This is a genomic window from Thauera phenolivorans (assembly GCF_001696715.1).
Classification (GTDB): Bacteria; Pseudomonadota; Gammaproteobacteria; order Burkholderiales; family Rhodocyclaceae; genus Thauera; species Thauera phenolivorans.
Genome location: NZ_MBFM01000005.1, coordinates 155,190 through 175,191, shown reverse-complemented (window position 1 = coordinate 175,191; position 20,002 = coordinate 155,190). Strand labels below are relative to the sequence as shown.

At 69.8% G+C, this 20,002-nt stretch carries 21 protein-coding genes; 9 read left to right on the top strand and 12 right to left on the bottom strand.

Features of this window, described 5'->3' with window-relative positions; translation table 11 throughout:
• Position 1: 1 nt before the first annotated feature.
• The 10 genes from lipA to BB334_RS13835 form a co-directional block, all read right to left on the bottom strand.
• The gene (gene lipA / locus BB334_RS13880; protein WP_068809097.1) at positions 2-949 is read right to left on the bottom strand and encodes a lipoyl synthase; all 948 of its coding nucleotides are present in this window, start codon (positions 947-949) and stop codon (positions 2-4) included.
• 38 nt (positions 950-987) lie between these two features.
• Positions 988-1,644: a lipoyl(octanoyl) transferase LipB gene (gene lipB / locus BB334_RS13875; protein ID WP_068809096.1), complete on the bottom strand. Its 657-nt coding sequence runs from the start codon at positions 1,642-1,644 to the stop codon at positions 988-990.
• Positions 1,641-1,913 carry a YbeD family protein gene (locus tag BB334_RS13870; protein WP_068809095.1) on the bottom strand — a complete coding sequence of 91 codons (273 nt, stop codon included), beginning with the start codon at positions 1,911-1,913 and terminating at the stop codon, positions 1,641-1,643. Before BB334_RS13870 ends, lipB begins: the two co-directional genes overlap by 4 nt.
• 41 nt (positions 1,914-1,954) lie before the next feature.
• A complete protein-coding gene (locus BB334_RS13865) occupies positions 1,955-3,082 on the bottom strand; it encodes a D-alanyl-D-alanine carboxypeptidase family protein (protein ID WP_068809094.1) in 1,128 nt (375 codons plus the stop codon).
• Positions 3,083-3,221: 139 nt separating this feature from the next.
• Positions 3,222-4,220 (bottom strand): septal ring lytic transglycosylase RlpA family protein, encoded by a 999-nt coding sequence (locus BB334_RS13860; RefSeq protein ID WP_068809093.1) that lies wholly within the window; start codon positions 4,218-4,220, stop codon positions 3,222-3,224.
• Positions 4,221-4,234: 14 nt separating this feature from the next.
• Positions 4,235-5,377 (bottom strand): rod shape-determining protein RodA, encoded by a 1,143-nt coding sequence (rodA, locus tag BB334_RS13855; protein ID WP_068809092.1) that lies wholly within the window; start codon positions 5,375-5,377, stop codon positions 4,235-4,237.
• A complete protein-coding gene (gene mrdA / locus BB334_RS13850; RefSeq protein WP_068809091.1) occupies positions 5,374-7,263 on the bottom strand; it encodes a penicillin-binding protein 2 in 1,890 nt (629 codons plus the stop codon). Before mrdA ends, rodA begins: the two co-directional genes overlap by 4 nt.
• A gap of 12 nt (positions 7,264-7,275) precedes the next feature.
• Positions 7,276-7,797, bottom strand: a complete 522-nt coding sequence (gene mreD / locus BB334_RS13845) for a rod shape-determining protein MreD (RefSeq protein ID WP_068809090.1) — start codon at positions 7,795-7,797, stop codon at positions 7,276-7,278.
• 3 nt (positions 7,798-7,800) lie between these two features.
• Positions 7,801-8,709 carry a rod shape-determining protein MreC gene (gene mreC / locus BB334_RS13840; protein ID WP_068809089.1) on the bottom strand — a complete coding sequence of 303 codons (909 nt, stop codon included), beginning with the start codon at positions 8,707-8,709 and terminating at the stop codon, positions 7,801-7,803.
• Between the two features lie 52 nt (positions 8,710-8,761).
• Entirely contained in the window at positions 8,762-9,805 is a 1,044-nt protein-coding gene (locus BB334_RS13835; protein ID WP_068809088.1) for a rod shape-determining protein, read from the bottom strand.
• A 122-nt stretch (positions 9,806-9,927) separates the two neighbouring features.
• Here BB334_RS13835 and gatC point away from each other — a divergent pair, with 122 nt between their 5' ends.
• From gatC to BB334_RS13800, 7 genes are all read left to right on the top strand, one after another.
• Complete coding sequence (gatC, locus tag BB334_RS13830; protein ID WP_068809087.1) at positions 9,928-10,215, top strand: Asp-tRNA(Asn)/Glu-tRNA(Gln) amidotransferase subunit GatC; 288 nt, start codon at positions 9,928-9,930, stop codon at positions 10,213-10,215.
• Positions 10,216-10,273: 58 nt separating this feature from the next.
• Complete coding sequence (gatA, locus tag BB334_RS13825; RefSeq protein WP_068809086.1) at positions 10,274-11,746, top strand: Asp-tRNA(Asn)/Glu-tRNA(Gln) amidotransferase subunit GatA; 1,473 nt, start codon at positions 10,274-10,276, stop codon at positions 11,744-11,746.
• On the top strand, positions 11,743-12,210 hold the full coding sequence (locus tag BB334_RS13820) for a hypothetical protein (protein ID WP_068809085.1): 468 nt from the start codon (positions 11,743-11,745) through the stop codon (positions 12,208-12,210). The genes gatA and BB334_RS13820 overlap by 4 nt, the downstream gene beginning before the upstream one ends.
• Before the next feature lie 37 nt (positions 12,211-12,247).
• Entirely contained in the window at positions 12,248-13,729 is a 1,482-nt protein-coding gene (gene gatB / locus BB334_RS13815; protein ID WP_068809084.1) for an Asp-tRNA(Asn)/Glu-tRNA(Gln) amidotransferase subunit GatB, read from the top strand.
• A gap of 271 nt (positions 13,730-14,000) precedes the next feature.
• Entirely contained in the window at positions 14,001-15,104 is a 1,104-nt protein-coding gene (locus BB334_RS13810) for a YeeE/YedE family protein (protein WP_068809083.1), read from the top strand.
• A gap of 153 nt (positions 15,105-15,257) precedes the next feature.
• Positions 15,258-16,082, top strand: coding sequence for a class II glutamine amidotransferase (locus BB334_RS13805; RefSeq protein ID WP_068809082.1), 825 nt, complete (start codon positions 15,258-15,260; stop codon positions 16,080-16,082).
• 87 nt (positions 16,083-16,169) lie between these two features.
• On the top strand, positions 16,170-16,577 hold the full coding sequence (locus BB334_RS13800) for an HIT family protein (RefSeq protein WP_068809081.1): 408 nt from the start codon (positions 16,170-16,172) through the stop codon (positions 16,575-16,577).
• A 12-nt stretch (positions 16,578-16,589) separates the two neighbouring features.
• Here the strand turns inward: BB334_RS13800 and phoR are convergent, their stop codons facing one another.
• Together phoR and phoB are read right to left on the bottom strand one after the other, a co-directional pair.
• Positions 16,590-17,930, bottom strand: coding sequence for a phosphate regulon sensor histidine kinase PhoR (phoR, locus tag BB334_RS13795; protein WP_068809080.1), 1,341 nt, complete (start codon positions 17,928-17,930; stop codon positions 16,590-16,592).
• Positions 17,931-17,958: 28 nt separating this feature from the next.
• Positions 17,959-18,672, bottom strand: a complete 714-nt coding sequence (gene phoB, locus BB334_RS13790) for a phosphate regulon transcriptional regulator PhoB (protein WP_068809079.1) — start codon at positions 18,670-18,672, stop codon at positions 17,959-17,961.
• A 154-nt stretch (positions 18,673-18,826) separates the two neighbouring features.
• On the opposite strand from phoB, the gene BB334_RS13785 reads away from it, so the two are divergent.
• Together BB334_RS13785 and ubiE are read left to right on the top strand one after the other, a co-directional pair.
• Positions 18,827-19,249 carry a gamma-butyrobetaine hydroxylase-like domain-containing protein gene (locus BB334_RS13785; protein ID WP_068809078.1) on the top strand — a complete coding sequence of 141 codons (423 nt, stop codon included), beginning with the start codon at positions 18,827-18,829 and terminating at the stop codon, positions 19,247-19,249.
• A 7-nt stretch (positions 19,250-19,256) separates the two neighbouring features.
• Complete coding sequence (ubiE, locus tag BB334_RS13780) at positions 19,257-19,994, top strand: bifunctional demethylmenaquinone methyltransferase/2-methoxy-6-polyprenyl-1,4-benzoquinol methylase UbiE (RefSeq protein WP_068809077.1); 738 nt, start codon at positions 19,257-19,259, stop codon at positions 19,992-19,994.
• Positions 19,995-20,002 lie beyond the last annotated feature (8 nt).

Below are 20,002 nucleotides of genomic sequence, written 5' to 3'. Positions count from 1 at the left end.
CTCAGGCCACGCCGGCGCCGTGCGCCTGCTGGTCCGCCCAGTAGCTCGAGCGCACCATCGGGCCGCAGGCGGCATTGCGGAAGCCCATCTTCAGCGCCTCGGTCTCGTACATCTTGAACACGTCCGGGTGCACATAGCGCAGCACCGGCAGGTGGCCGGCGGACGGTTGCAGGTACTGGCCGATGGTGAGCATGTCGACATCGTGGGCGCGCAGGTCGTGCAGGACCTCGAGGATCTCGTCATCGGTCTCGCCCAGGCCCACCATCAGGCCGGACTTGGTCAGCACCTCGGGGTGGCGCGCCTTGAACTCCTTGAGCAGCTGCAGCGACCAGGCATAGTCCGAACCCGGGCGAGCCTGCCTGTAGAGGCGCGGCACGGTCTCCAGGTTGTGGTTCATGACGTCGGGCGGGGCCGTGTCGAAGATGTCGAGCGCGATCTCCATGCGGCCGCGGAAGTCGGGCACCAGCACCTCGATCGTGGTCTTCGGCGAGGCGGCGCGCGTCTCGCGGATGCAGTCGACGAAGTGCTGGGCGCCGCCGTCGCGCAGGTCGTCGCGGTCGACCGAGGTGATCACCACATAGTTGAGCCGCATCGCGGCGATGGTCCTGGCGAGGTTGGCCGGCTCGTTGGCGTCGAGCGGCTCGGGGCGGCCGTGGCCGACGTCGCAGAAGGGACAGCGCCGGGTGCAGATGTCGCCCATGATCATGAAGGTGGCCGTGCCCTTGCCGAAGCACTCGTGGATGTTCGGGCAGGAGGCTTCCTCGCACACGGTGTGCAGCTTGTGCTCGCGCAGCGTGTCCTTGATCTCGTTGAAGCGGGTCGCCTCCGCGCCGGCGCCGAGCCGGATACGGATCCACTCGGGCTTCTTCAGGCGTTCGGCGGGAACGATCTTGATCGGGATGCGCGCCGTCTTGTCGGCGCCGCGCTGCTTGCGGGCGGGGTTTTCCATCGGTCTCTTCGCTTGTGGTGTGGGCGGAGGCGGCGGGATCAGGCCGGCTGGCCGCCATCCGCACCGCCCGCCAGTGTGGCGGATGCCGCGACCGGCGGCAACAGGCGCTGCAGGTGCGCGAGCAGGCGCTCGCCGACCTCGCCGACCGTCGCGCCGACGCCGAAATCCTTCAGGCGAACGGTACGCAGGCCCTCGTAGCCGCAGGGGTTGATCCAGCCGAAGGGGGCGAGGTCGACATCGACGTTGAGGCTGAGGCCGTGGTAACTGCGGCCGTTCTTCACCCGCAGGCCGAGCGCGGCGATCTTGTCGCCGCCGATGTAGACGCCCGGCGCGCCCGCCTTGCGCCCGGCGGCGAGGCCGTAGCCCGCCAGGGTGTCGATGATCGCCTGCTCCATCAGCTGCACCAGTTCGCGCACCTTCAGGCGGCGGCGCGGCAGGTCGATCAGCAGGTAGGCGACGAGCTGGCCGGGGCCGTGGTAGGTGATCTGGCCGCCGCGGTCGATGCGGACCAACGGGATGCCGGAATCGGGGCGCAGCAGGTGCTCGGGCTTGCCCGCCTGCCCCAGGGTGTAGACCGGCGGATGCTCGAGCAGCCAGATCTCGTCCTCGCTGTCCTCCCCGCGCGAGGCGGTGAAGGCCTTCATCGCCTCGAGCGCGGGTGCGTACTCGACCCGTCCGAGGCGCTTCACGATCACAGCACCACCTTCACCATCGGATGCGAGGTGAGCTCGCGGTAGATCGTGTCGACCTGCAGCTGGGACACCGCGCGGAAGGTGCAGGTCACCGACAGGTAGTTGCCCTTGCTCGAGGGCCGCATCTCCATCGTCGCGGCGTCGAAGTCGGGCGCGTGGCGCAGCACCACCTCGAGCACCGCCTGGGCGAAGCCGTCTACCCGCGCGCCCATCGCCTTGATCGGGAAGTCGCAGGGAAACTCGAGCAGGGTCTGGCGTCCGCTCTCAACCATTTCGCATCACTCCGCGCTTGAAGTCCCGCCGGCGCGCCGGCTCAGAGGCTCTTGATCCACATCACCAGCGCGTCCCAGACGCGGCCGAAGAAGCCGGCGACCGGCACGTCCTGCAGGGCCACCACCGGATACTCGCCGAGCAGCTTGCCCTCGAGGTTGAGTTTCAGCGTGCCCACCGCCTGGCCCTGCTGCAGCGGCGCCACCAGCGGCTGCTGGCTGGCGAGCTCGACCTGGATCTTGTCAGCCTGGCCCTTCGGCAGCGACATCACGAAATCGTTGCTGAAGCCGACGCCGACCTCGTTCGCCTCACCCTTCCACACGCGGAACTGGGACAGCGCCTCGTTGGCCGCGTACAGCTTGACGGTGTCGTAGAACTGGAAGCCGAAGTTCAGCAGCTTGAGCGACTCCTGGGCGCGCACGTTGTCCGAGGAGGCGCCGAGCACCACCGAGATCAGGCGGCGCGGGCCGCGCTCGGCGGTCGACACCAGGCAATAGCCGGCGGTGCTGGTGTGGCCGGTCTTCATGCCGTCGACGGTCGGATCCAGCCACAGCAGGCGGTTGCGGTTGGGCTGGGTGATGTTGTTGTAGGTGTATTCCTTGGTCGAGTACAGCGTGTAGTACTCGGGGAAGTCGCGCACGATCGCCGAGGCCAGCAGGGCCAGATCGCGGGCGGTGGTGTATAGCTGCGGGTCGGGCAGGCCGGTGGAGTTGGCGAAGTGGGTGTTGTTCATGCCGAGCCGCTGTGCTTCGCGGTTCATCAGCACGGTGAACGCGTCCTCGGAGCCGGCGATCAGCTCGGAGATCGCCACGCAGGCGTCGTTGCCCGACTGAACGATGATGCCGTGGAGCAACTCATCGACCGTCACCGGCCGGTTCGGCTCGATGAACATGCGCGAGCCGCCCATGCGCCATGCGCGCTCGGACACCGGCACCACCTGCTCGGGGGTGATCGTGCCCGCCTTGAGCGCACTGAAGGTCAGGTAGGCGGTCATCAGCTTGGTCAGCGACGCGGGTTCGATCCGGCTGTCGGCGTCCTTCTCGACCAGCACCTGCCCGCTGGAGTGGTCGACCAGGGCCCAGGCCTTGGCGGCGAGCACCGGGGCCGGGACGGCCTGCGCCGCCGCGGTGAAGGAAACGAGGGACAACAGCAGAACGAAGAGGAAACGCATTGGGGAACCTGAGCTTGGGAAGGACAACGGAGGGGAGCGGCCGATTATAGGCGCCGCAGCATGTTCGGACCAAAACCGAAAGGCTTTGTTTCAAGCCCCGGGCAACCGCCGCGCGGGCGGCACCCGCCCGCACGCGGCCTCAGCGCACGACGACGAGGGGCTTGAGCTTGAGCGCCGCCATCAGCTGCACCGCCGCCAGTCGCGCGTCCTCTTCCGAGGCGAAGGGGCCGGCGTGCAGCCGGTAGCGGCCGCCGTCGGCGAGCAGCTCGAGCCGCTCGGCAAACGCGGTTGCGTCGCGATGCACCGAGGCGCGCAAGCCCTCCGCGTTGTCACGCGAGGAGAACACGCCCAGCTGCAGGAAGATGCCACTGACGCCGCCCTGCTCGTCCGCTGCGCCGCTGCCGGCCCGGGCGTCGCCGGCGGACGGCGCGGCGGCGGGCTCGGGACCGCGGCCACCCACCGGCGGCACCGACCTGACGGCGGCGACCGGCGGCACCTCGTCGGGCAGGATCTGCTCGATGTGCACCTTGGCATGGCCCGCGTTGATGTAGCCGAGCTTGCTCGCCGCCGCATACGAAAGATCGATCGCGCGGCCGCGCAGGAAGGGGCCGCGGTCGTTGATCCGCACCACCACCGAGCGGCCGTTTCCGGCATGGGTGACCCGCACGTAGCTCGGGATCGGCAGGGTCGGATGCGCGGCGGTCATCGCATACATGTCGTAGGGCTCGCCGCTGGAGGTCGGGCGGCCGTGAAAGCGGCGGCCATACCAGCTCGCCACCCCGCTCTGGCGGAAGGGCGCGAGCCGGGTCGCCGGCACGAAGCGCTGGCCGAGTGCGGTGTACGGCCGGTTGGCGAAGCGGTGCAGCGGCTCGGCGCGGGGCTGGGCGTCGGGGATGGCGGCGAGTTCGGGGGGCGGCTGCTCCCCGGGCCCGTCGTCCAGGTAATAGCCGCCGCCCTTGCCCGCGCTCGCGGTCCGCGCCTCGGCGGGCGCGGCGGCACGCTCGCCCTTGCGCGGCGACGAGCTGCAGGCGCTCAGCAGCATGGCGGCGGCGCAGGCCGCGCCGAGCGCGGCGAGGCCGCGCAGGCGGTGCGCCGCGGGCCGGGTAAGGAGCGGCTGGAAGGTCTCGCGCTGTTTCATCGTCACTCCGCGGTTCAGGCGCTGCCGGCGGTCCGGCTGCGCTGGATGCTCATCAGGATGCCCACCCCCAGGCACAGCGTCACCAGGGCGGTTCCGCCGTAGCTGATGAAAGGCAAGGGCACGCCGACGACCGGCAGGATACCGCTGACCATGCCCATGTTCACGAAGGCGTAGGTGAAGAACACCATGGTCATCGCACCGGCGAGCAGACGGGCGCCGAGGGTGGCTGCGTTCATCGCGATCTGCAGCCCGCGCGCGAGCAGCAGCAGGTAGATGAGCAGCAGCACCAGGGTGCCCATGAGGCCGAACTCCTCGGCCAGCACGGCGAACACGAAGTCGGTGTGGCGCTCGGGGAGGAAGGCCAGATGGGTCTGGGTGCCCGACAGCCAGCCCTTGCCGAACACCCCGCCGGAGCCGATCGCGATCGTCGACTGAATGATGTGGAAGCCCTTGCCGAGGGGATCCGTGGTCGGGTCGAGCAGGGTGCATACCCGGTTCTTCTGATATTCGCGCAGCACCTGCCAGTCGACCCCGGGCTGGCACAGGGTATCGCCGAACGCGACGATCGAGCCGATGCCGACGATGCCGACCACCGCCACCGGCACGATCAGCTTCCACGGCAAGCCGGCGAAGAAGATCACGTAGACGCCGGAGGCGGCCACCAGCAGGCTGGTGCCGAGGTCGGGCTGGACCACGACCAGCCCGACCGGCAGCGCGAGCAGGCCCGCGGCGACGAGGAAGTCGGCGACGCCGATGCGGCCCTCGCGCTGCTGGAAGTACCAGGCCAGCATCAGCGGCATCGCGATCTTCATCAGCTCGGAGGGCTGGATGCGGGTCACGCCGACGTCCAGCCAGCGCTGCGCGCCCTTGGACACCTCGCCGAACAGCTCCACCGCCACCAGCAGCAGCACGCCGAGCACGTAGAGCGGCAGCGCGAGCGAGAGCAGGCGCTGGATCGGGACGCTCGCCACCAGCCACATCGCCGCGAGCGCGACGCCCACATGCACGATCTGGCTGTCCATGCGCTCCGGCGAGGCGCTCGCGATCAGCACGAACGCATAACCGAGCAGCGCACCGAGGATCAGCATCAGCGCCGGATCGAGCGGCCGCAGCAGCGCCGTCAGCAGGCGCAGCGGGTGGAAGCGGAATTCGATCATTCGCCCTCCGCCACGGCCTCGGGATCTTCCGCCGCCGGCTCGTCGCGGCGCGCATGAAGCAGATGGTAGTCGAGCACCTGGCGCGCGATCGGCGCCGCCGAGGCGGAGCCGAAGCCGCCGTTCTCCACCAGCACGGCGAGCGCGATGCTGGGCGCGTCCGCCGGCGCATAGGCGATGAACCAGGAGTGGTCACGCAGCCGCTCGGCAAGCCGGCCGGCGACATAGCGCTGGCCGCGCAGGGAGAACACCTGCGCGGTCCCGGTCTTGCCGCCCGAGGTGTAGTCCGCGCCGCGAAAGGCCCGCGCGCCGGTGCCGGTCCGGTTGACGTCTTCCATCGCCGCACGCACTGCGGCGAGATGCCGGGGATCGAGATCGAGGACGCGCATCGGCTCGGGCTCGATCATGCGCCGCGCGCCGGTGGCGGCGTCGACCACGTAGCGCACGACGTGCGGACGGAACATCTTGCCGTCATTGACCAGCGTCGCCAGTGCGTTGGCGAGCTGCAGCGGGGTGAAGGCGTTGTAGCCCTGGCCGATGCCGACCGAGATCGTCTCGCCGCCGTACCAGCGCTGCTGCTCGGGCTTGCGGAAGCGGCGCTGCTTCCACGCGGGCGAGGGCAGCACGCCCTCGGCCTCGCCCGGGACGTCGATGCCGGTGCGCGCGCCGAAGCCGAACGGTGCCATGAAGGCGGCGATGCCGTCGATGCCGAGATCGTTGGCGAGCTGGTAGTAGTAGGTGTTGCACGACACCACGATCGACTTGTGCAGGTCCACCATGCCGTGGCCACCGACCTTGTCGTCCATGAAGCGGTGACCACCGAACATGAAGTAGCCGGGATCGGGCATGCGCTGAGTGATCGTGCGCTTGCCGCTCTCGAGCCCGGCGAGCGCCATGAAGGGCTTGTAGGTCGAGCCCGGCGGGTAGGTGGAATAGATCGCGCGGTTCAGCAGCGGATGGTCGGGCGACTCGTTGAGCGCCTTCCAGTCCGGCACCGAGATGCCGTCTACGAACAGGTTGGGGTCGAAGGTCGGCGTCGACACCAGGGCGAGCACGCCACCGGTCGAAGGCTCGATCGCCACCAGCGCGCCGCGCCGCTCGCCGAAGGCCTTCTCCGCGACCTTCTGCAGCTCGATGTCGAGGGTCAGCTCCAGGTCGTTGCCCTGCACCGCCGGCGTACGCGACAGGGCACGCACCGCGCCGCCGCCGGCATTGACCTCGACCTCGTCATAGCCGGTGCGCCCGTGCAGTTCGGCCTCGTAGGAGCGCTCCAGGCCGGCCTTGCCGATGTGGCTCGAGCCGCGGTAGTTGGCCTCCTCGCCGCGCCCCTCGATCGCCTCGACGTCGCGCGTGTTGATGCGGCCGATATAGCCGATGACGTGGGAGGCGCTGGCGCCCTCCGGGTATTCGCGGAACAGGCGCGCCTGCACGTCCACCCCGGGGAAGCGGTAGCGCTGGGCGACGAAGCGCGCCACCTCCTCGTCGCTGAGCCGGCTGCGGATCGGCACCCCCTCGAAGTTGCGGCTCTCGGCGAGCAGCTTGCGGAAGCGCTGGCGGTCGCGCTCGTCGATCGCGACGATCTCGCCGAGGGCGTCGATCGTGGCCCCCAGGTCTGCCACCGCGGAGGGCGTGATCTCGAGCGTGTAGGCCGAATAGTTGCGCGCCAGCGGCACGCCGTTGCGGTCGACGATGGCGCCGCGGTTGGGCGAGACCGGCATCAGCGCGATGCGGTTGTCCTCGGCGCGGGTGAGGTAGTACTCGTGGCGCGCCACCTGCAGGTGGTGGAAGCGCGCCGCGAGCAGGGCGAGGCAGGCGAACATGAACAGGCCGGCGACCACCACCCGGCGCCGGAAGCGCGCGGCCCGCTGTTCGGGAGCGAACTCGGTCATCGCGACCGAACCTCAGATCGGCCGGTTGTCATCGCGATCCACCGGCTGGTATTGCGGCAGCAGCAGCAGGAAGCTCAGCATCGGCCACAGCGCCACCGCGGTGAAGCTGGAGAGGAAGTAGGACCAGCCCGGAAACTGCGCGCCGGCCAGCAGCCGCACCGCCATCATGATCGCCTGCGCGGCGAGCAGCATCGGCAGCACCTGCACCGCCTGCTGCCAGGGCGGGAACCACAGCACCCGGCGCGCGGCGCCGTTGGCGAGCCAGGCCAGCACCACGTAGGCGAGGGCGTGCTGGCCCATCGCCGCGCCGAGGCCGATGTCGACCAGCAGGCCGAACAGGAAGCCCGCCCCCATGCCGATGCGCAGCGGCTCGCGGATGCACCAGTAGGCGAGCACCAGCGCGACCCAGTCGGGCACGCCGGGCAGGCGGCCGGTGGGCACGTACTCGAGGGCGAGCGCGATCACCAGGCTCAGGTGGATGAACCAGCTCTTGACCGGCAGCAGCAGGCGGTTCGAACGGTTGGTGGGCTGCACGTTTCAGCGCCTCCCTTTCGGCGGCGCGGGCGGCGGCGGCGCGACCTGCTCGTCCGGCTCCGGCAGCGGCGGGCCAGCCTGCTCGCGGCCGATCACCAGCACCTGCAGGCTGGTCTCGACGCCACCCAGCGGCTCGCAGAGGATGCGCGCGAAGGCCTCGCCCTCGCGGTCGACTTCGCTCACCGTGGCCACCGGCAGGCCCGGCACCAGCACGCCGTCGAGGCCGGAGGTGACGATGCGGTCGCCCGCTTGCACGTCGGCGTCGGCGAGCAGGAAGCGCATCTCCAGACCGCCCTGGCCGGTGCCGAACAGCACCCCGCGCACGCCGCTGCGCTCGACCACCACCGCCACCGCCTGGTTGCGGTCGCTGAGCAGGGTGACCTCGGACTGCACCGGATAGACGCGCGTGACCTGGCCGATCACGCCCTCGGCGTCGAGCACCACCAGGCCGGGCTCGACCCCATGGCGCGCGCCGCGGTCGAGGATGACCTTGCTCGAGAAGGCGTCGGGCACGTTGTAGAGGATCTCGGCGGCGAGCGTCTTTACCTGCAGCCGCTCGGCCATGCCGAGCAGCGCGCGCAGGCGGGCGTTCTCCTGCTCGAGCAGCTCGAAGCGCAGCAGGCGCTCGCCGACCTCGAGCTGGCGGGCGCGCAGGCGCGCGTTGTCGACCTGGACCTCGAGCAGGGTGGCGAAGTAGCGCGAGGCGTTGCGCAGGAAATCGACCGGCGCCGAGGCCGCCATCTGCAGCGGATAGGTGACCACCGACAGGCCCTGGCGCAACACCTCGAGATAGCGGAAACGCAGGTCGGCGACCAGCATCACCAGGCACAGCGAGACGAGCAGGAACAGCCGGACCAGCGGGGCCGGTCCGCGCCGAAAGATCGGTGGCGGCTGATTGCCTGCGTAGGACATGGGGGGATTCCGGCCGGCCGCGACTGCTTGCTGCGCCCGCGGACGGGCCGGCTCAGTCGGACGTGAAGATGGAGGCCAGCTTGTCCATCTTGTCGAGCGCCATGCCGCAGCCGCGCGCGACGCAGGTCAGCGGCTCTTCGGCGACGATCACCGGCAGGCCGGTTTCTTCCATCAGCAGGCGGTCGAGGTCGCGCAGCAGGGCGCCGCCGCCGGTCAGCACCATGCCGCGGTCGGCGATGTCGGCACCGAGCTCGGGCGGGGTCTGCTCGAGCGCGATCTTCACCGCGGAGACGATCTGGTTGAGCGGCTCGGCCAGCGCCTCGAGGATTTCGTTCGATGAGATCGTGAAGCTGCGCGGGATGCCCTCGGCGAGGTTGCGGCCCTTGACCTCGATCTCGCGCACCTCGGAACCGGGAAAGGCGGAGCCGATTTCCTTCTTGATGTTCTCGGCGGTGATGTCGCCGATCAGCATGCCGTAGTTGCGGCGGATGTAGTTGCTGATCGAGTCGTCGAACTTGTCACCGCCAACGCGCACGCTGCCCGCGTACACCATGCCGCCGAGCGAGATCACGCCGACCTCGGTGGTGCCGCCGCCGATGTCGACCACCATCGAGCCGGTGGCGTCCGATACCGGCAGGCCGGCGCCGATCGCCGCCGCCATCGGCTCCTCGATCAGGAACACCTGCGAGGCGCCCGCGGCGAGCGCGGCGTCGCGGATCGCGCGGCGCTCGACCTGGGTCGAACCGCAGGGCACGCAGATGATGATGCGCGGGCTCGGCGAGAACAGCCGCGAGTCGTGCACCTTCTTGATGAACTGCTTGATCATCTGCTCGGTGACGACGAAGTCGGCGATCACGCCGTCCTTCATCGGCCGGATCGCGGTGATGTTGCCCGGCGTCTTGCCCAGCATCTGCTTCGCCGAATGACCGACCGCCTGGATGGAGCGCTTGGCGTTCGGCCCGCCCTCGGTGCGGATGGCGACGACCGAGGGCTCGTCGAGCACGATGCCCTTGCCGCGCATGTAGATCAGCGTATTGGCCGTGCCGAGGTCGATCGCGAGATCGTTCGAAAAATAGGATCGCAGGAAGCCGAACATGAAGAATTCCGAAACCGGTGGAAAGTGTGCGCGGTGCCCGCAAACGGGCCCGTCCCGAACGGGAAAAGAGTCGGATATGATAACCTACAAACCTTTGTGGATTCAGCAGGTTTTGTCAGCCCATGTCGCTGTCCAGTGAACAGATCAGCCATATCGCCCGCCTCGCCCGCATCGAACTGTCGCCCGCCGAGCTCGAGGCCACCCGCGCCAAGCTCGACGACGTGTTCGACCTGATCGCGCAGATGCAGGCGGTCGACACCCGGGGCGTCGCCCCGATGAGCCACCCGCAGGACCTGCCCGCCCGCCTGCGCGAGGACCTCGTCACCGCCACCGACCGCCGCGAGGCCTTCCAGCGCGTCGCGCCGCAGACCGAAGCCGGCCTCTATCTGGTGCCGAAAGTCATCGAATGAACCCCCGCCGGCCGCGCGCCGTCGCGGCCGGCATCGCCTCACCCCCCGGACGACGCTCATGATCAACGCCCCCATCACGGAACTGCGGCGCGCGCTCGACGCGCGCGAGGTTTCGGCGGTCGAACTCGCCACCCTCTTCCTGCACCGCATCGAGTCGCTGAACCCGCAGCTCAACGCCTTCATCACGGTGGACCGCGAGGGCGCGCTCACGGCCGCGCGCACCGCCGACGAGCGCATTGCGCGCGGCGAGGCGGGACCGCTCACCGGCATCCCGATCGCGCACAAGGACCTGTTCTGCACCGAAGGCGTGCTCACCACCTGCGGCTCGAAGATGCTGTCGAATTTCGTCAGCCCCTACGACGCCCACATCGTCGAGCGGCTCAAGGCGGCCGGCGCGGTGAGCCTGGGCAAGACCAACATGGACGAGTTCGCGATGGGCTCGTCGAACGAGAGCTCGTTCTACGGCGCGGTGAAGAACCCGTGGGACATGCGCCGCGTGCCCGGCGGGTCCTCCGGCGGCTCGGCCGCGGCGGTGGCCGCACGCATGGTGCCGCTCGCCACCGGCAGCGACACCGGCGGCTCGGTGCGCCAGCCGGCGGCGTTCTCGGGCATCACCGGCATCAAGCCCACCTACGGCGTGTGCAGCCGCTACGGCATGATCGCCTACGCCTCCTCGCTCGACCAGGCGGGCGCCTTCGGCGCCTCCGCCGCGGACTGCGCCCTGCTGCTGGCCGCGATGAGCGGCTTCGACGAGCGCGACAGCACCAGCCTCGAGCGCCCCGCGCAGGACTTCACCGCCGCCCTCGCCGCCCCCGCGAGCGCGAAACCGCTCGAGGGCCTGCGCATCGGCCTGCCGCGCGAATTCTTCGCCGAGGGCCTCGCCGACGACGTGCGCGGCGCGGTCGAGGCCGCGCTCGCACAGTACCGCGCGCTCGGCGCCACCACGGTCGAGGTCGGCCTGCCGAACCTGAAGCTGGCGATCCCGGCCTACTACGTGATCGCGCCGGCCGAGGCCTCGAGCAACCTGAGCCGCTTCGACGGCGTGCGCTACGGCCATCGCGCCGCCGACTACGCCGACCTCAACGACATGTACTGCAAGACGCGCGCAGAGGGCTTCGGCGACGAGGTCAAGCGCCGCATCCTGATCGGCACCTACGTGCTCTCGCATGGCTACTACGACGCCTACTACCTGCAGGCGCAGCGCCTGCGCCATCTGATCGCCGACGACTTCCGCGCCGCGCTCGCGCAATGCGACCTGATCGCCGGCCCGACCACGCCGACCACCGCGTGGGCGCTGGGCGCGATGGCCGACGACCCGGTGCAGATGTACCTGTCGGACATCTACACCCTGGCGATCAACCTCGCCGGCCTGCCCGGCCTGTCGCATCCCTGCGGCTTCGGCGACGGCGGCCTGCCGGTGGGCCTGCAGCTGGTCGGCGACCACTTCGCCGAAGGCGCGCTGCTCGACGCGGCGCATCGCTTCCAGCAGCACACCGACTGGCACCTGCGCCGGCCGGCCTGCGCCGCATGAGCCTGCCGCTCAAGCTCGGCCTGCTCGCCGTGGCGCTCGCGCTCGCCGGCTGCGCCGGCATGCCGGACGGAGAGCGGCCGCCGGGGGCGCGGACCTTCCCCGACGGCCGCCTGAAGCCGATGCCGGTGCGCCCGCTCGCGGTCCGCGCCGACTGCCGCCACCGCGACGAGACCGGCTACGAGGTCGCCGCCCGGCTCGACGTCCGCAACGCCGAGGTGCGCGCCTTCGCCGCCAGCGTGAGCGTGCCGCGCCGCGGCAGCTGCCGCTTCGACGGTCCCTTCATCCAGACGCGACGCAGCCCGAGCGTGCAGCTGAGGGCGGCCGACGGCTGCGAGATCAACATCTGGGAACAGGCCCATCAGGTCACGATCGGTTTCGCCGGCTGCGCTTCGCGCTGCTCGCGCGGGACCTACGATTACGTGTACCCGATCATCATCGACCGGCGGAGCGGCCAGTGTCACTGAACCGCATCCCCGGGCACGAACAATCACGGATACGAGCATGAGCAGAACGGATTGGGAAGTCGTCATCGGGCTGGAAGTGCATGCCCAGCTGAACACCAGCAGCAAGATCTTTTCCGCGGCGAGCACCGCCTTCGGCGCCGCGCCGAACGCGCAGGTCGCCCCGGTTGACATCGCCCTGCCGGGCGCGCTGCCGGTGCTCAACCGCGGCGCGGTCGAGCGCGCGATCCGCTTCGGCCTGGCGATCGGCGCCGAGGTCGCGCCGCGCAGCGTGTTCGCACGCAAGAACTACTTCTACCCCGACCTCCCCAAGGGCTACCAGATCAGCCAGTTCGAGCTGCCGGTGGTGCAGGGCGGCGAGATCACGATCCGCGTCGGCGAGGGCGAGGGCGACAAGGCCTACGACAAGACGGTGCGCCTGACCCGCGCCCACCTCGAGGAGGACGCCGGCAAGAGCCTGCACGAGGACTTCCACGGCATGACCGGCATCGACCTCAACCGCGCCGGCACGCCGCTGCTCGAGATCGTCTCCGAACCCGACATGCGCTCCTCGGCGGAAGCGGTCGCCTATGCCCGCGCGCTGCACGCGCTGGTGCGCTGGATCGACATCTGCGACGGCAACATGCAGGAAGGCTCGTTCCGCTGCGACGCCAACGTCTCGGTGCGCAGGAAGGGCGCGATCGAGCTGGGCACCCGACGCGAGATCAAGAACCTGAACTCCTTCCGCTTCCTGCAGCAGGCGATCGACTTCGAAGTGCAGTGGCAGATCGACACCATCGAGGACGGCGGGCGCATCCAGCAGGCCACGGTGCTGTTCGACCCCGACACCGGCGAAACGCGCATGATGCGCAGCAAGGAAGACGCCCACGACTACCGCTACTTCCCCGACCCCGATCTGCTGCCGCTGGCGATCGCGGACGAATGGAAGGCACGCGTGGCGGCCGCGATGCCCGAGCTGCCGGGCGCGATGAAGGCGCGCTTCATCGACGACTGGGGCCTGTCCGCCTATGACGCCACCACCCTCACCGCGTCGAAGGAAATCGCCGACTTCTACCAGGCGACGGTGGATGCCGCCGGCGGCGGCGCGCTCGCGACCCAGTTGCCGAAGCTGTGCGCCAACTGGGTGATGGGCGAACTCGCCGCGCGTCTGAACAAGGCCGAGCGCGAGATCGCCGACTCGCCGGTTTCGCCCGCCCAGCTCGCCGGCCTGGTCGCACGCATCGGCGACAACACGATCTCGAACGCGATCGGCAGGAAGGTGTTCGACGCGCTGTGGAACGGCGAAGGCGCCAGCGCCGACGAGATCATCGAGCGCGACGGCCTGAAGCAGGTCACCGACAGCGGCGCGATCGACGCCCTGATCGACGAGGTGCTGGCGGCCAACCAGAAGTCGGTCGACGAGTTCCGGGCCGGCAAGGAGAAGGCCTTCAACGCACTCGTCGGCCAGGTCATGAAGGCCAGCCGCGGCAAGGCCAACCCGGCCCAGGTCAACGAGCTGCTGCGGGCAAAGCTCGGCGGCTGAGCGCCGCGCCGCAACGCCGTGATCGGCGACGCCATGTTCGCCGCTGCGACGGGAATACGGCGCGCGGGGCGCCGCAGGCGCGGCGACCGCCGCGATATCGGCCGTGGTGCGGCGTTCGCCGGGCTACGGGGGGCGACCCGGCGGCCGCGTCGTGGCGGCCTGCGCTTGAGCGGGGTCAACGTATGCCGCCGCGACATTGTTCATGCTTATATTCTTGTATTCTGAACAATGAGCCGGGGGCGACGTACCCGCATCGGCGCTGGAGACGCGCATGGAGATTCTGGTCCCGATAATCGACTTCGTCGGCGAGGACCGCAGCCTCGCCCTCGGCGGCCTGCTGATCGGCGGCCTGTTCGGCTTCTTCGCCCAGCGCTCGCGCTTCTGCCTGCGCGCGGCGGTGATCGAGGTCGCACGCGGCCAGCTCGGGGCCAAGCTCTCGGTCTGGCTGCTCGCCTTCTCCGCGGCCCTCATCCTGACCCAGCTCCTGCTGCTCGGCAGCCAGCTCGATACCGGCAACGTGCGTCAGCTCGCCAGCCAGGGCAGCCTGTCGGGGGCGGCGATCGGCGGCGTGCTGTTCGGCATCGGCATGGTGCTCGCGCGCGGCTGTTCCAGCCGGCTGCTGGTGCTTGCGGCCAACGGCAACCTGCGCGCCCTGCTCTCCGGCCTGATCTTCGCGGTCACCGCCCAGGCCTCGATGAACGGCGTGCTGTCGCCGCTGCGCGAGCAGCTCGCCGGCCTGTGGACGATCGACGGCGGCAGCGCGCGCGACCTGCTCGCGATCACCGGCATGGGCCACACCGGCGGACTCGTTTTCGGCCTCGTGTGGCTGGCCGCCGGGATCTGGTTCGGCCGCCGACATCGCGTCCCCTTGTGGGGCTGGATCGGCGGCATCGGCGCCGGCCTCAGCGTCGGCCTCGCGTGGTGGTTCACCTACCGCATGGCCGACCTGAGCTTCGAGCCCACGCCGGTGCAGAGCCTGTCCTTCACCGGCCCCTCGGCCGACGTGCTGATGCTCGTCCTGTCGCTGCCGGGCCAGGCGCTGAACTTCGACCTCGGCATGGTGCCCGGTGTCTTCCTCGGCTCCTTCCTCGCCGCCCTGATCTACCGCGAGCTCAAGCTGGAGGGCTTCCAGGGCGGTCACGCGATGCGGCGTTACATCGTCGGCGCGCTGCTGATGGGCTTCGGCGGCATGCTCGCCGGCGGCTGTGCGGTGGGCGCGGGGGTGTCCGGGGCGGCGGTGTTCGCCCTCACCGCGTGGGTCACGCTGTCGGGGATGTGGGCGGGCGCAAGCCTGACCGACTGGCTGGTCGACCGCGGTGCGGCCGCCACCCCGCCCGTGCCCGGCGGCGCGTTGCCGAGCCCGCCGCCGCCCTGAGCCCACGCGACCACGCCCCGCGGTAGCAGCCATCGCCACTCCTGCGACCGCGTATCCCCCGGCAGCAGTGGCGACCGCCGCGTCGGTGCGGCCATCGTCCGGCGCCCGGCGGCTATACTGCGGACTGGATCGATCCAGCCCGGGAGCGCCGCGATGTGCCAGCTGCTCGGCATGAACTGCAACGTGCCGACCGATATCTGCTTTTCCTTCGCCGGCTTCCGCAAGCGCGGCGGGGCGACCGACCATCATCGCGACGGCTGGGGGATCGCCTTCTTCGAGGGGCGCGGCGCGCGTGTCTTCCTCGACCCCTCGCCGAGCGCGGACTCGCCGGTCGCCGAGCTGGTGCGCCACTATCCGATCCGCTCGCTGAACGTGATCGCCCACATCCGCAAGGCGACCCAGGGCGAGGTGCGGCTGGAGAACACCCATCCCTTCCAGCGCGAGCTGTGGGGGCGCTACTGGATCTTCGCCCACAACGGGAACCTGAAGGATTACGCGCCGGCGCTGTCGGGCCGCTTCATGCCGGTGGGCACCACCGATTCCGAGCTCGCCTTCTGTCACATCCTCGACCGCCTGGCGCAGCGCTTTGCGGCGGGGGCGCCGGCCCCCGCCGAGCTGCAGGCGGCATTGCGCGAGCTCGCGCTCGAGATCGGTGCCCTGGGCGAGTTCAACTTCCTGCTCTCCGACGGCGAGCGCCTGTTCGCCCACTGCTCCACCCGGCTGTGCTACATCGTGCGCCAGGCGCCCTTCCCGGTCGCCCATCTCGCCGACGACGACCTCACGGTGGACTTCGCCACGGTGACCACGCCCGACGACCGGGTGGCGGTGATCGCCACCACCCCGCTGACCGACAACGAGCGGTGGACGCCGATCGAGCCCGGCACCCTGCTCGCCTTCCGCCATGGCGAGCTCGAGACGCTCGGCGCCACCCGCACCGTGGCCGGCGAGCTGCCGCCGGGGCTGCGCGCGCCCCGGTAGGAGCGCAGCCCTCTGCGCGATCGTGACACGCGGGTCGGCGTCAAGCGCTAGAGTGCGGGTTTCAGCCCCCGTCAGCGAACCGAAACCATGGCCTGCACGCTCTGTGAATTGCCCGCCGACAGCGTCGTCTGGGAAGATGCCGACTGTCGCGTGATCCGGGTCGACGACCCGGCCTATGCCGGCTTCTGCCGCGTCGTGTGGCGCGCGCACGTCGCCGAGATGAGCGATCTCGCGCCCGACGCGCGTGCCCGCCTGATGGCGGTCGTGATCGCGACCGAGGCCGCGCTGCGCGAGCTCATGCAGCCGGACAAGATCAACCTCGCCAGCTTCGGCAACATGGTGCCCCACCTGCACTGGCACGTGATCCCGCGCTTTCGCGACGACCGCCATTTTCCCGAGTCGGTGTGGGGTGCGCCGCAACGCGAGGGCGTGCTGCGCGCAGCGCCGCCGCCGGCCGCGATCGCCGCGGCGATCGATCGCGCGCTCGGCGGCTGAGGCCGGCCGCGCTCAGCGCCCGCTCACGCGCGCTGCGGGGAAGCGCACCGCGAAGCGGCTGCCCTCGCCGACCTCGCTGCTGACCGTCAGCTCGGCCTGATGGCGGGTGAGGATGTGCTTGACGATCGCCAGCCCGAGGCCGGTGCCGCCGGTCTCGCGCGAGCGGCCGCGATCCACCCGGTAGAAGCGCTCGGTCAGACGCGGGACATGGTCGGGGGAAATGCCGATGCCGTCGTCGCGCACCCAGCACTCGCCGCCGTTCTCGTCGCGCCGCCAGCCGATCTCGATGTGGCCGCCTTCCGGCGTGTAGCGCACCGCGTTGCTCGCCAGATTGGCGATCGCGCTGTGCAGCTCCTTGTGGCTGCCGAGCAGCACCCCGCCGCCCTCGCGCACCAGGGTGATCTCGTGGCGGCCGGCCGACAGCAGCTCGGTCTCCTCCGCGATCTCCGCCAGCAGCTCGGCGATGTCGACCCGCTCCTCGACCGGCGCGGGGGCGCCGGACTCGAGCGCCGACAGCGTCAGCAGGTCCTCGATCAAGTGCTGCATCCGGTTCGACTGCTCGTGCGCGAGCTGCAGGTAGCGCATCACGTCATCGCGACTGAACTCGTCGAAGCCGCCGCTCAGGGTCTCGAGGAAGCCGCCGATCACCGTCAGCGGCGTGCGCAGCTCGTGCGAGACGTTGGCGACGAAGTCGCGCCGCATCGTCTCGAGCTTCTCGATCTGCGAGATGTCGCGCGACAGCACCAATTTCTGGCCATCGCCGAAGGGAATGATCTGCACATGCAGACTGAGGCCGCCGCCGCGCGCGGACTGCATCACCAGCGGCTCCTCGCGGCGGGGCGCGCGCAGGTAGGCGATGAAGTCGGGGTGGCGCACCAGGTTCACCAGCGGCGCGCCCACGTCGCGCGTGCGGTCGAGGCCGAAGTGCTTCTCCGCCTTCGGGTTGAGCCAGGTGATGGTGTCCTCCTCGGCCAGCATCAGCATGCCGTCGGGCATCGCCTGGGTCGCTTCCTGGAAGCGGTCGAGCGCGCCCGCCAGGTGGTCGCGCAGCTCATAGCCGATGCGCATGCGGCGGTCGAGCTCGTAGAAGATCTCGCCCCACACGCCGTTGGCGTCGGGCACCGGGGTGCCATAGGGCGCCCGCGTCCACGCCACCAGGCGGTGCAGCTGGTACAGCCGTGAGCCGCTGTACGCCAACAGGCCGAGGATCATGAGCGAGAAGCCGGTGACGACCCCGGTCGGCCGGTCGAGCCAGGCCCCGACGTAACCGCCGACGACCAACGCGAGCGCGGCGAGCAGCAGGACCGCGCGCACGGCGTCGATCCACAGGTAGCGAAGCGGTCGGATGATCATCGTGCGGGCGTCCTGCCGCGGGTGGGCGTCACTGGGCCGCCGGCGAAGCGGAATCGGTCACCGTGGACAGACGGTAGCCGCTGCCGCGCACGGTCTGGATGAGAACGTCGAAGCCGGCCGGCTCGAGCGCCGAGCGCAGGCGACGGATGTGCACATCCACCGTGCGCTCCTCGACGAAGACGTGGTCACCCCACACCTGATCGAGCAGCTGGGCACGCGAATGCACCCGTTCCGGGTGGGTCATGAGAAAGTGGAGCAGGCGGAACTCGGTGGGGCCGAGCGACAGCGGCTGCTCGCGCGCGGTGACGCGGTGGGTGCTCGGATCGAGCCGCAGGCCGCCGAGCTCGACCACGTCCTCGGTCGCCTGCGGCGCGCGCCGGCGCAGCACCGCCTTGATGCGGGCGACCAGCTCGCGCGGGCTGAACGGCTTGGTGACGTAGTCGTCGGCGCCGACTTCGAGGCCGGTGACCTTGTCCTGCTCCTCGCCGCGCGCGGTGAGCATGATGATCGGGATGCTGCGGGTGCGCTCGTCGGCCCGCAGGCGACGGGCGAACTCGATGCCAGAGGCGCCGGGCAGCATCCAATCGAGCAGCACCAGATCGGGCAGGGCGTCGCGCACGATGCGCTGCGCAGTTTCGGCATCGGCCGCACGCACGACGTGATGTCCCGCGCGCGCGAGGTTGGCGGCGATCAGCTCCTGGATCGCGGGCTCGTCTTCGACGAGCAGGATGTTCGCTGGCATGGTCGTGGCTCCCTATGGTTCCGCGCAGTCTATTTCAGTAGTTTGAAAATTTGATTACAGGTCGCTGAACTGAAATCTTGCGGGCGCGGCCCCAACACGGTCGCCGGCGGGGGCTTCGGGTATCATTGCCTCCCAACCCAACGAGGCTGACGCCATGGCCGGACTGGAAGCCAACACCCCGCTGCCCACCGACATCATCCTTCATCGCAAGTCGCGCATGCTCGAGATCGCCTTCGACGACGGCAGCCGCTTCGAGCTGCCCTTCGAGTTCCTGCGCGTCTATTCGCCTTCAGCCGAGGTCCGCGGCCATGGCGCGGGGCAGGAGACCCTGCAGCAGGGCAAGCGCGAAGTCGACATCCTGAGCATGGAGCCGGTCGGCAACTACGCGGTCAAGCCGGTGTTCTCCGACGGCCACGACAGCGGCCTCTACTCCTGGGACTACCTCTACGAGCTCGGGCGCGAGCGCGACGCGCTCTGGCAGACCTACCTCGCCCGCCTCGAACAGGCGGGTGGCACCCGCGATCCGGACAAGCTTCCGCCGCCGGCCCCGAAGTCGGGCTGCGGCCATCGTCACTGAGAGAATCATGAGCGACAAGACCACCCATTTCGGCTTCGAAACCGTCGACGAGGACATCAAGCAGAAGAAGGTCGAGGGCGTGTTTTCCTCGGTCGCTTCGCGTTACGACATCATGAACGACGTGATGTCCTTCGGCCTGCATCGGGCATGGAAATTCTTCACCATCCAGACTTCGGGCGTGCGCGCGGGCGACCGCGTGCTCGACGTCGCCGGCGGCACTGCCGACCTCTCGCTCGCCTTCGCGAAGAAGGTCGGCCCGCGCGGTCAGGTGTGGCTCACCGACATCAATCACGCGATGCTCAGCCGCGGCCGCGACCGCGTCATCGATCACGGCTTCGACCTGCCGGTCGCGCAGTGCGACGCCGAGAAGCTGCCCTTCCCCGACGATTGGTTCGACTGCGTCACCGTCGCCTTCGGCCTGCGCAACATGACCCACAAGGATGTCGCGCTGGCCGAGATGCGCCGCGTGCTGCGCCCCGGCGGCCGGCTGCTGGTGCTGGAGTTCTCCAAGGTGTGGAAGCCGCTCGCACCGGCCTACGATTTCTATTCGCTGAAGGTGCTTCCGCTGATGGGCAAGGCGATCGCCAGCGACGCCGACAGCTACCGCTATCTCGCCGAATCGATCCGCGTGCATCCCGGCCAGGAAGAACTGAAGGCGATGATGGAACAAGCGGGCCTGTCGCGGGTCGATTACTTCAACATGAGTGCCGGCATCGTCGCCCTGCACCGTGGCTACAAGTTCTGATAACGGAG

What these genes read in the sequence shown, in the direction of transcription:
- BB334_RS13865 (WP_068809094.1), bottom strand. Translation starts at nt 3,082, where the DNA reads ATGCGTTTCCTCTTCGTTCTGCTGTTGTCCCTCGTTTCCTTCACCGCG.
- BB334_RS13810 (WP_068809083.1), top strand. Translation starts at nt 14,001, where the DNA reads ATGGAGATTCTGGTCCCGATAATCGACTTCGTCGGCGAGGACCGCAGC.
- BB334_RS13860 (WP_068809093.1), bottom strand. Translation starts at nt 4,220, where the DNA reads ATGAAACAGCGCGAGACCTTCCAGCCGCTCCTTACCCGGCCCGCGGCG.
- rodA (WP_068809092.1), bottom strand. Translation starts at nt 5,377, where the DNA reads ATGATCGAATTCCGCTTCCACCCGCTGCGCCTGCTGACGGCGCTGCTG.
- BB334_RS13785 (WP_068809078.1), top strand. Translation starts at nt 18,827, where the DNA reads ATGGCCGGACTGGAAGCCAACACCCCGCTGCCCACCGACATCATCCTT.
- mreC (WP_068809089.1), bottom strand. Translation starts at nt 8,709, where the DNA reads ATGTCCTACGCAGGCAATCAGCCGCCACCGATCTTTCGGCGCGGACCG.
- BB334_RS13820 (WP_068809085.1), top strand. Translation starts at nt 11,743, where the DNA reads ATGAGCCTGCCGCTCAAGCTCGGCCTGCTCGCCGTGGCGCTCGCGCTC.
- phoR (WP_068809080.1), bottom strand. Translation starts at nt 17,930, where the DNA reads ATGATCATCCGACCGCTTCGCTACCTGTGGATCGACGCCGTGCGCGCG.
- BB334_RS13870 (WP_068809095.1), bottom strand. Translation starts at nt 1,913, where the DNA reads ATGGTTGAGAGCGGACGCCAGACCCTGCTCGAGTTTCCCTGCGACTTC.
- ubiE (WP_068809077.1), top strand. Translation starts at nt 19,257, where the DNA reads ATGAGCGACAAGACCACCCATTTCGGCTTCGAAACCGTCGACGAGGAC.
- BB334_RS13805 (WP_068809082.1), top strand. Translation starts at nt 15,258, where the DNA reads ATGTGCCAGCTGCTCGGCATGAACTGCAACGTGCCGACCGATATCTGC.
- phoB (WP_068809079.1), bottom strand. Translation starts at nt 18,672, where the DNA reads ATGCCAGCGAACATCCTGCTCGTCGAAGACGAGCCCGCGATCCAGGAG.
- BB334_RS13835 (WP_068809088.1), bottom strand. Translation starts at nt 9,805, where the DNA reads ATGTTCGGCTTCCTGCGATCCTATTTTTCGAACGATCTCGCGATCGAC.
- gatC (WP_068809087.1), top strand. Translation starts at nt 9,928, where the DNA reads ATGTCGCTGTCCAGTGAACAGATCAGCCATATCGCCCGCCTCGCCCGC.
- gatB (WP_068809084.1), top strand. Translation starts at nt 12,248, where the DNA reads ATGAGCAGAACGGATTGGGAAGTCGTCATCGGGCTGGAAGTGCATGCC.
- BB334_RS13800 (WP_068809081.1), top strand. Translation starts at nt 16,170, where the DNA reads ATGGCCTGCACGCTCTGTGAATTGCCCGCCGACAGCGTCGTCTGGGAA.
- gatA (WP_068809086.1), top strand. Translation starts at nt 10,274, where the DNA reads ATGATCAACGCCCCCATCACGGAACTGCGGCGCGCGCTCGACGCGCGC.
- lipA (WP_068809097.1), bottom strand. Translation starts at nt 949, where the DNA reads ATGGAAAACCCCGCCCGCAAGCAGCGCGGCGCCGACAAGACGGCGCGC.
- mrdA (WP_068809091.1), bottom strand. Translation starts at nt 7,263, where the DNA reads ATGACCGAGTTCGCTCCCGAACAGCGGGCCGCGCGCTTCCGGCGCCGG.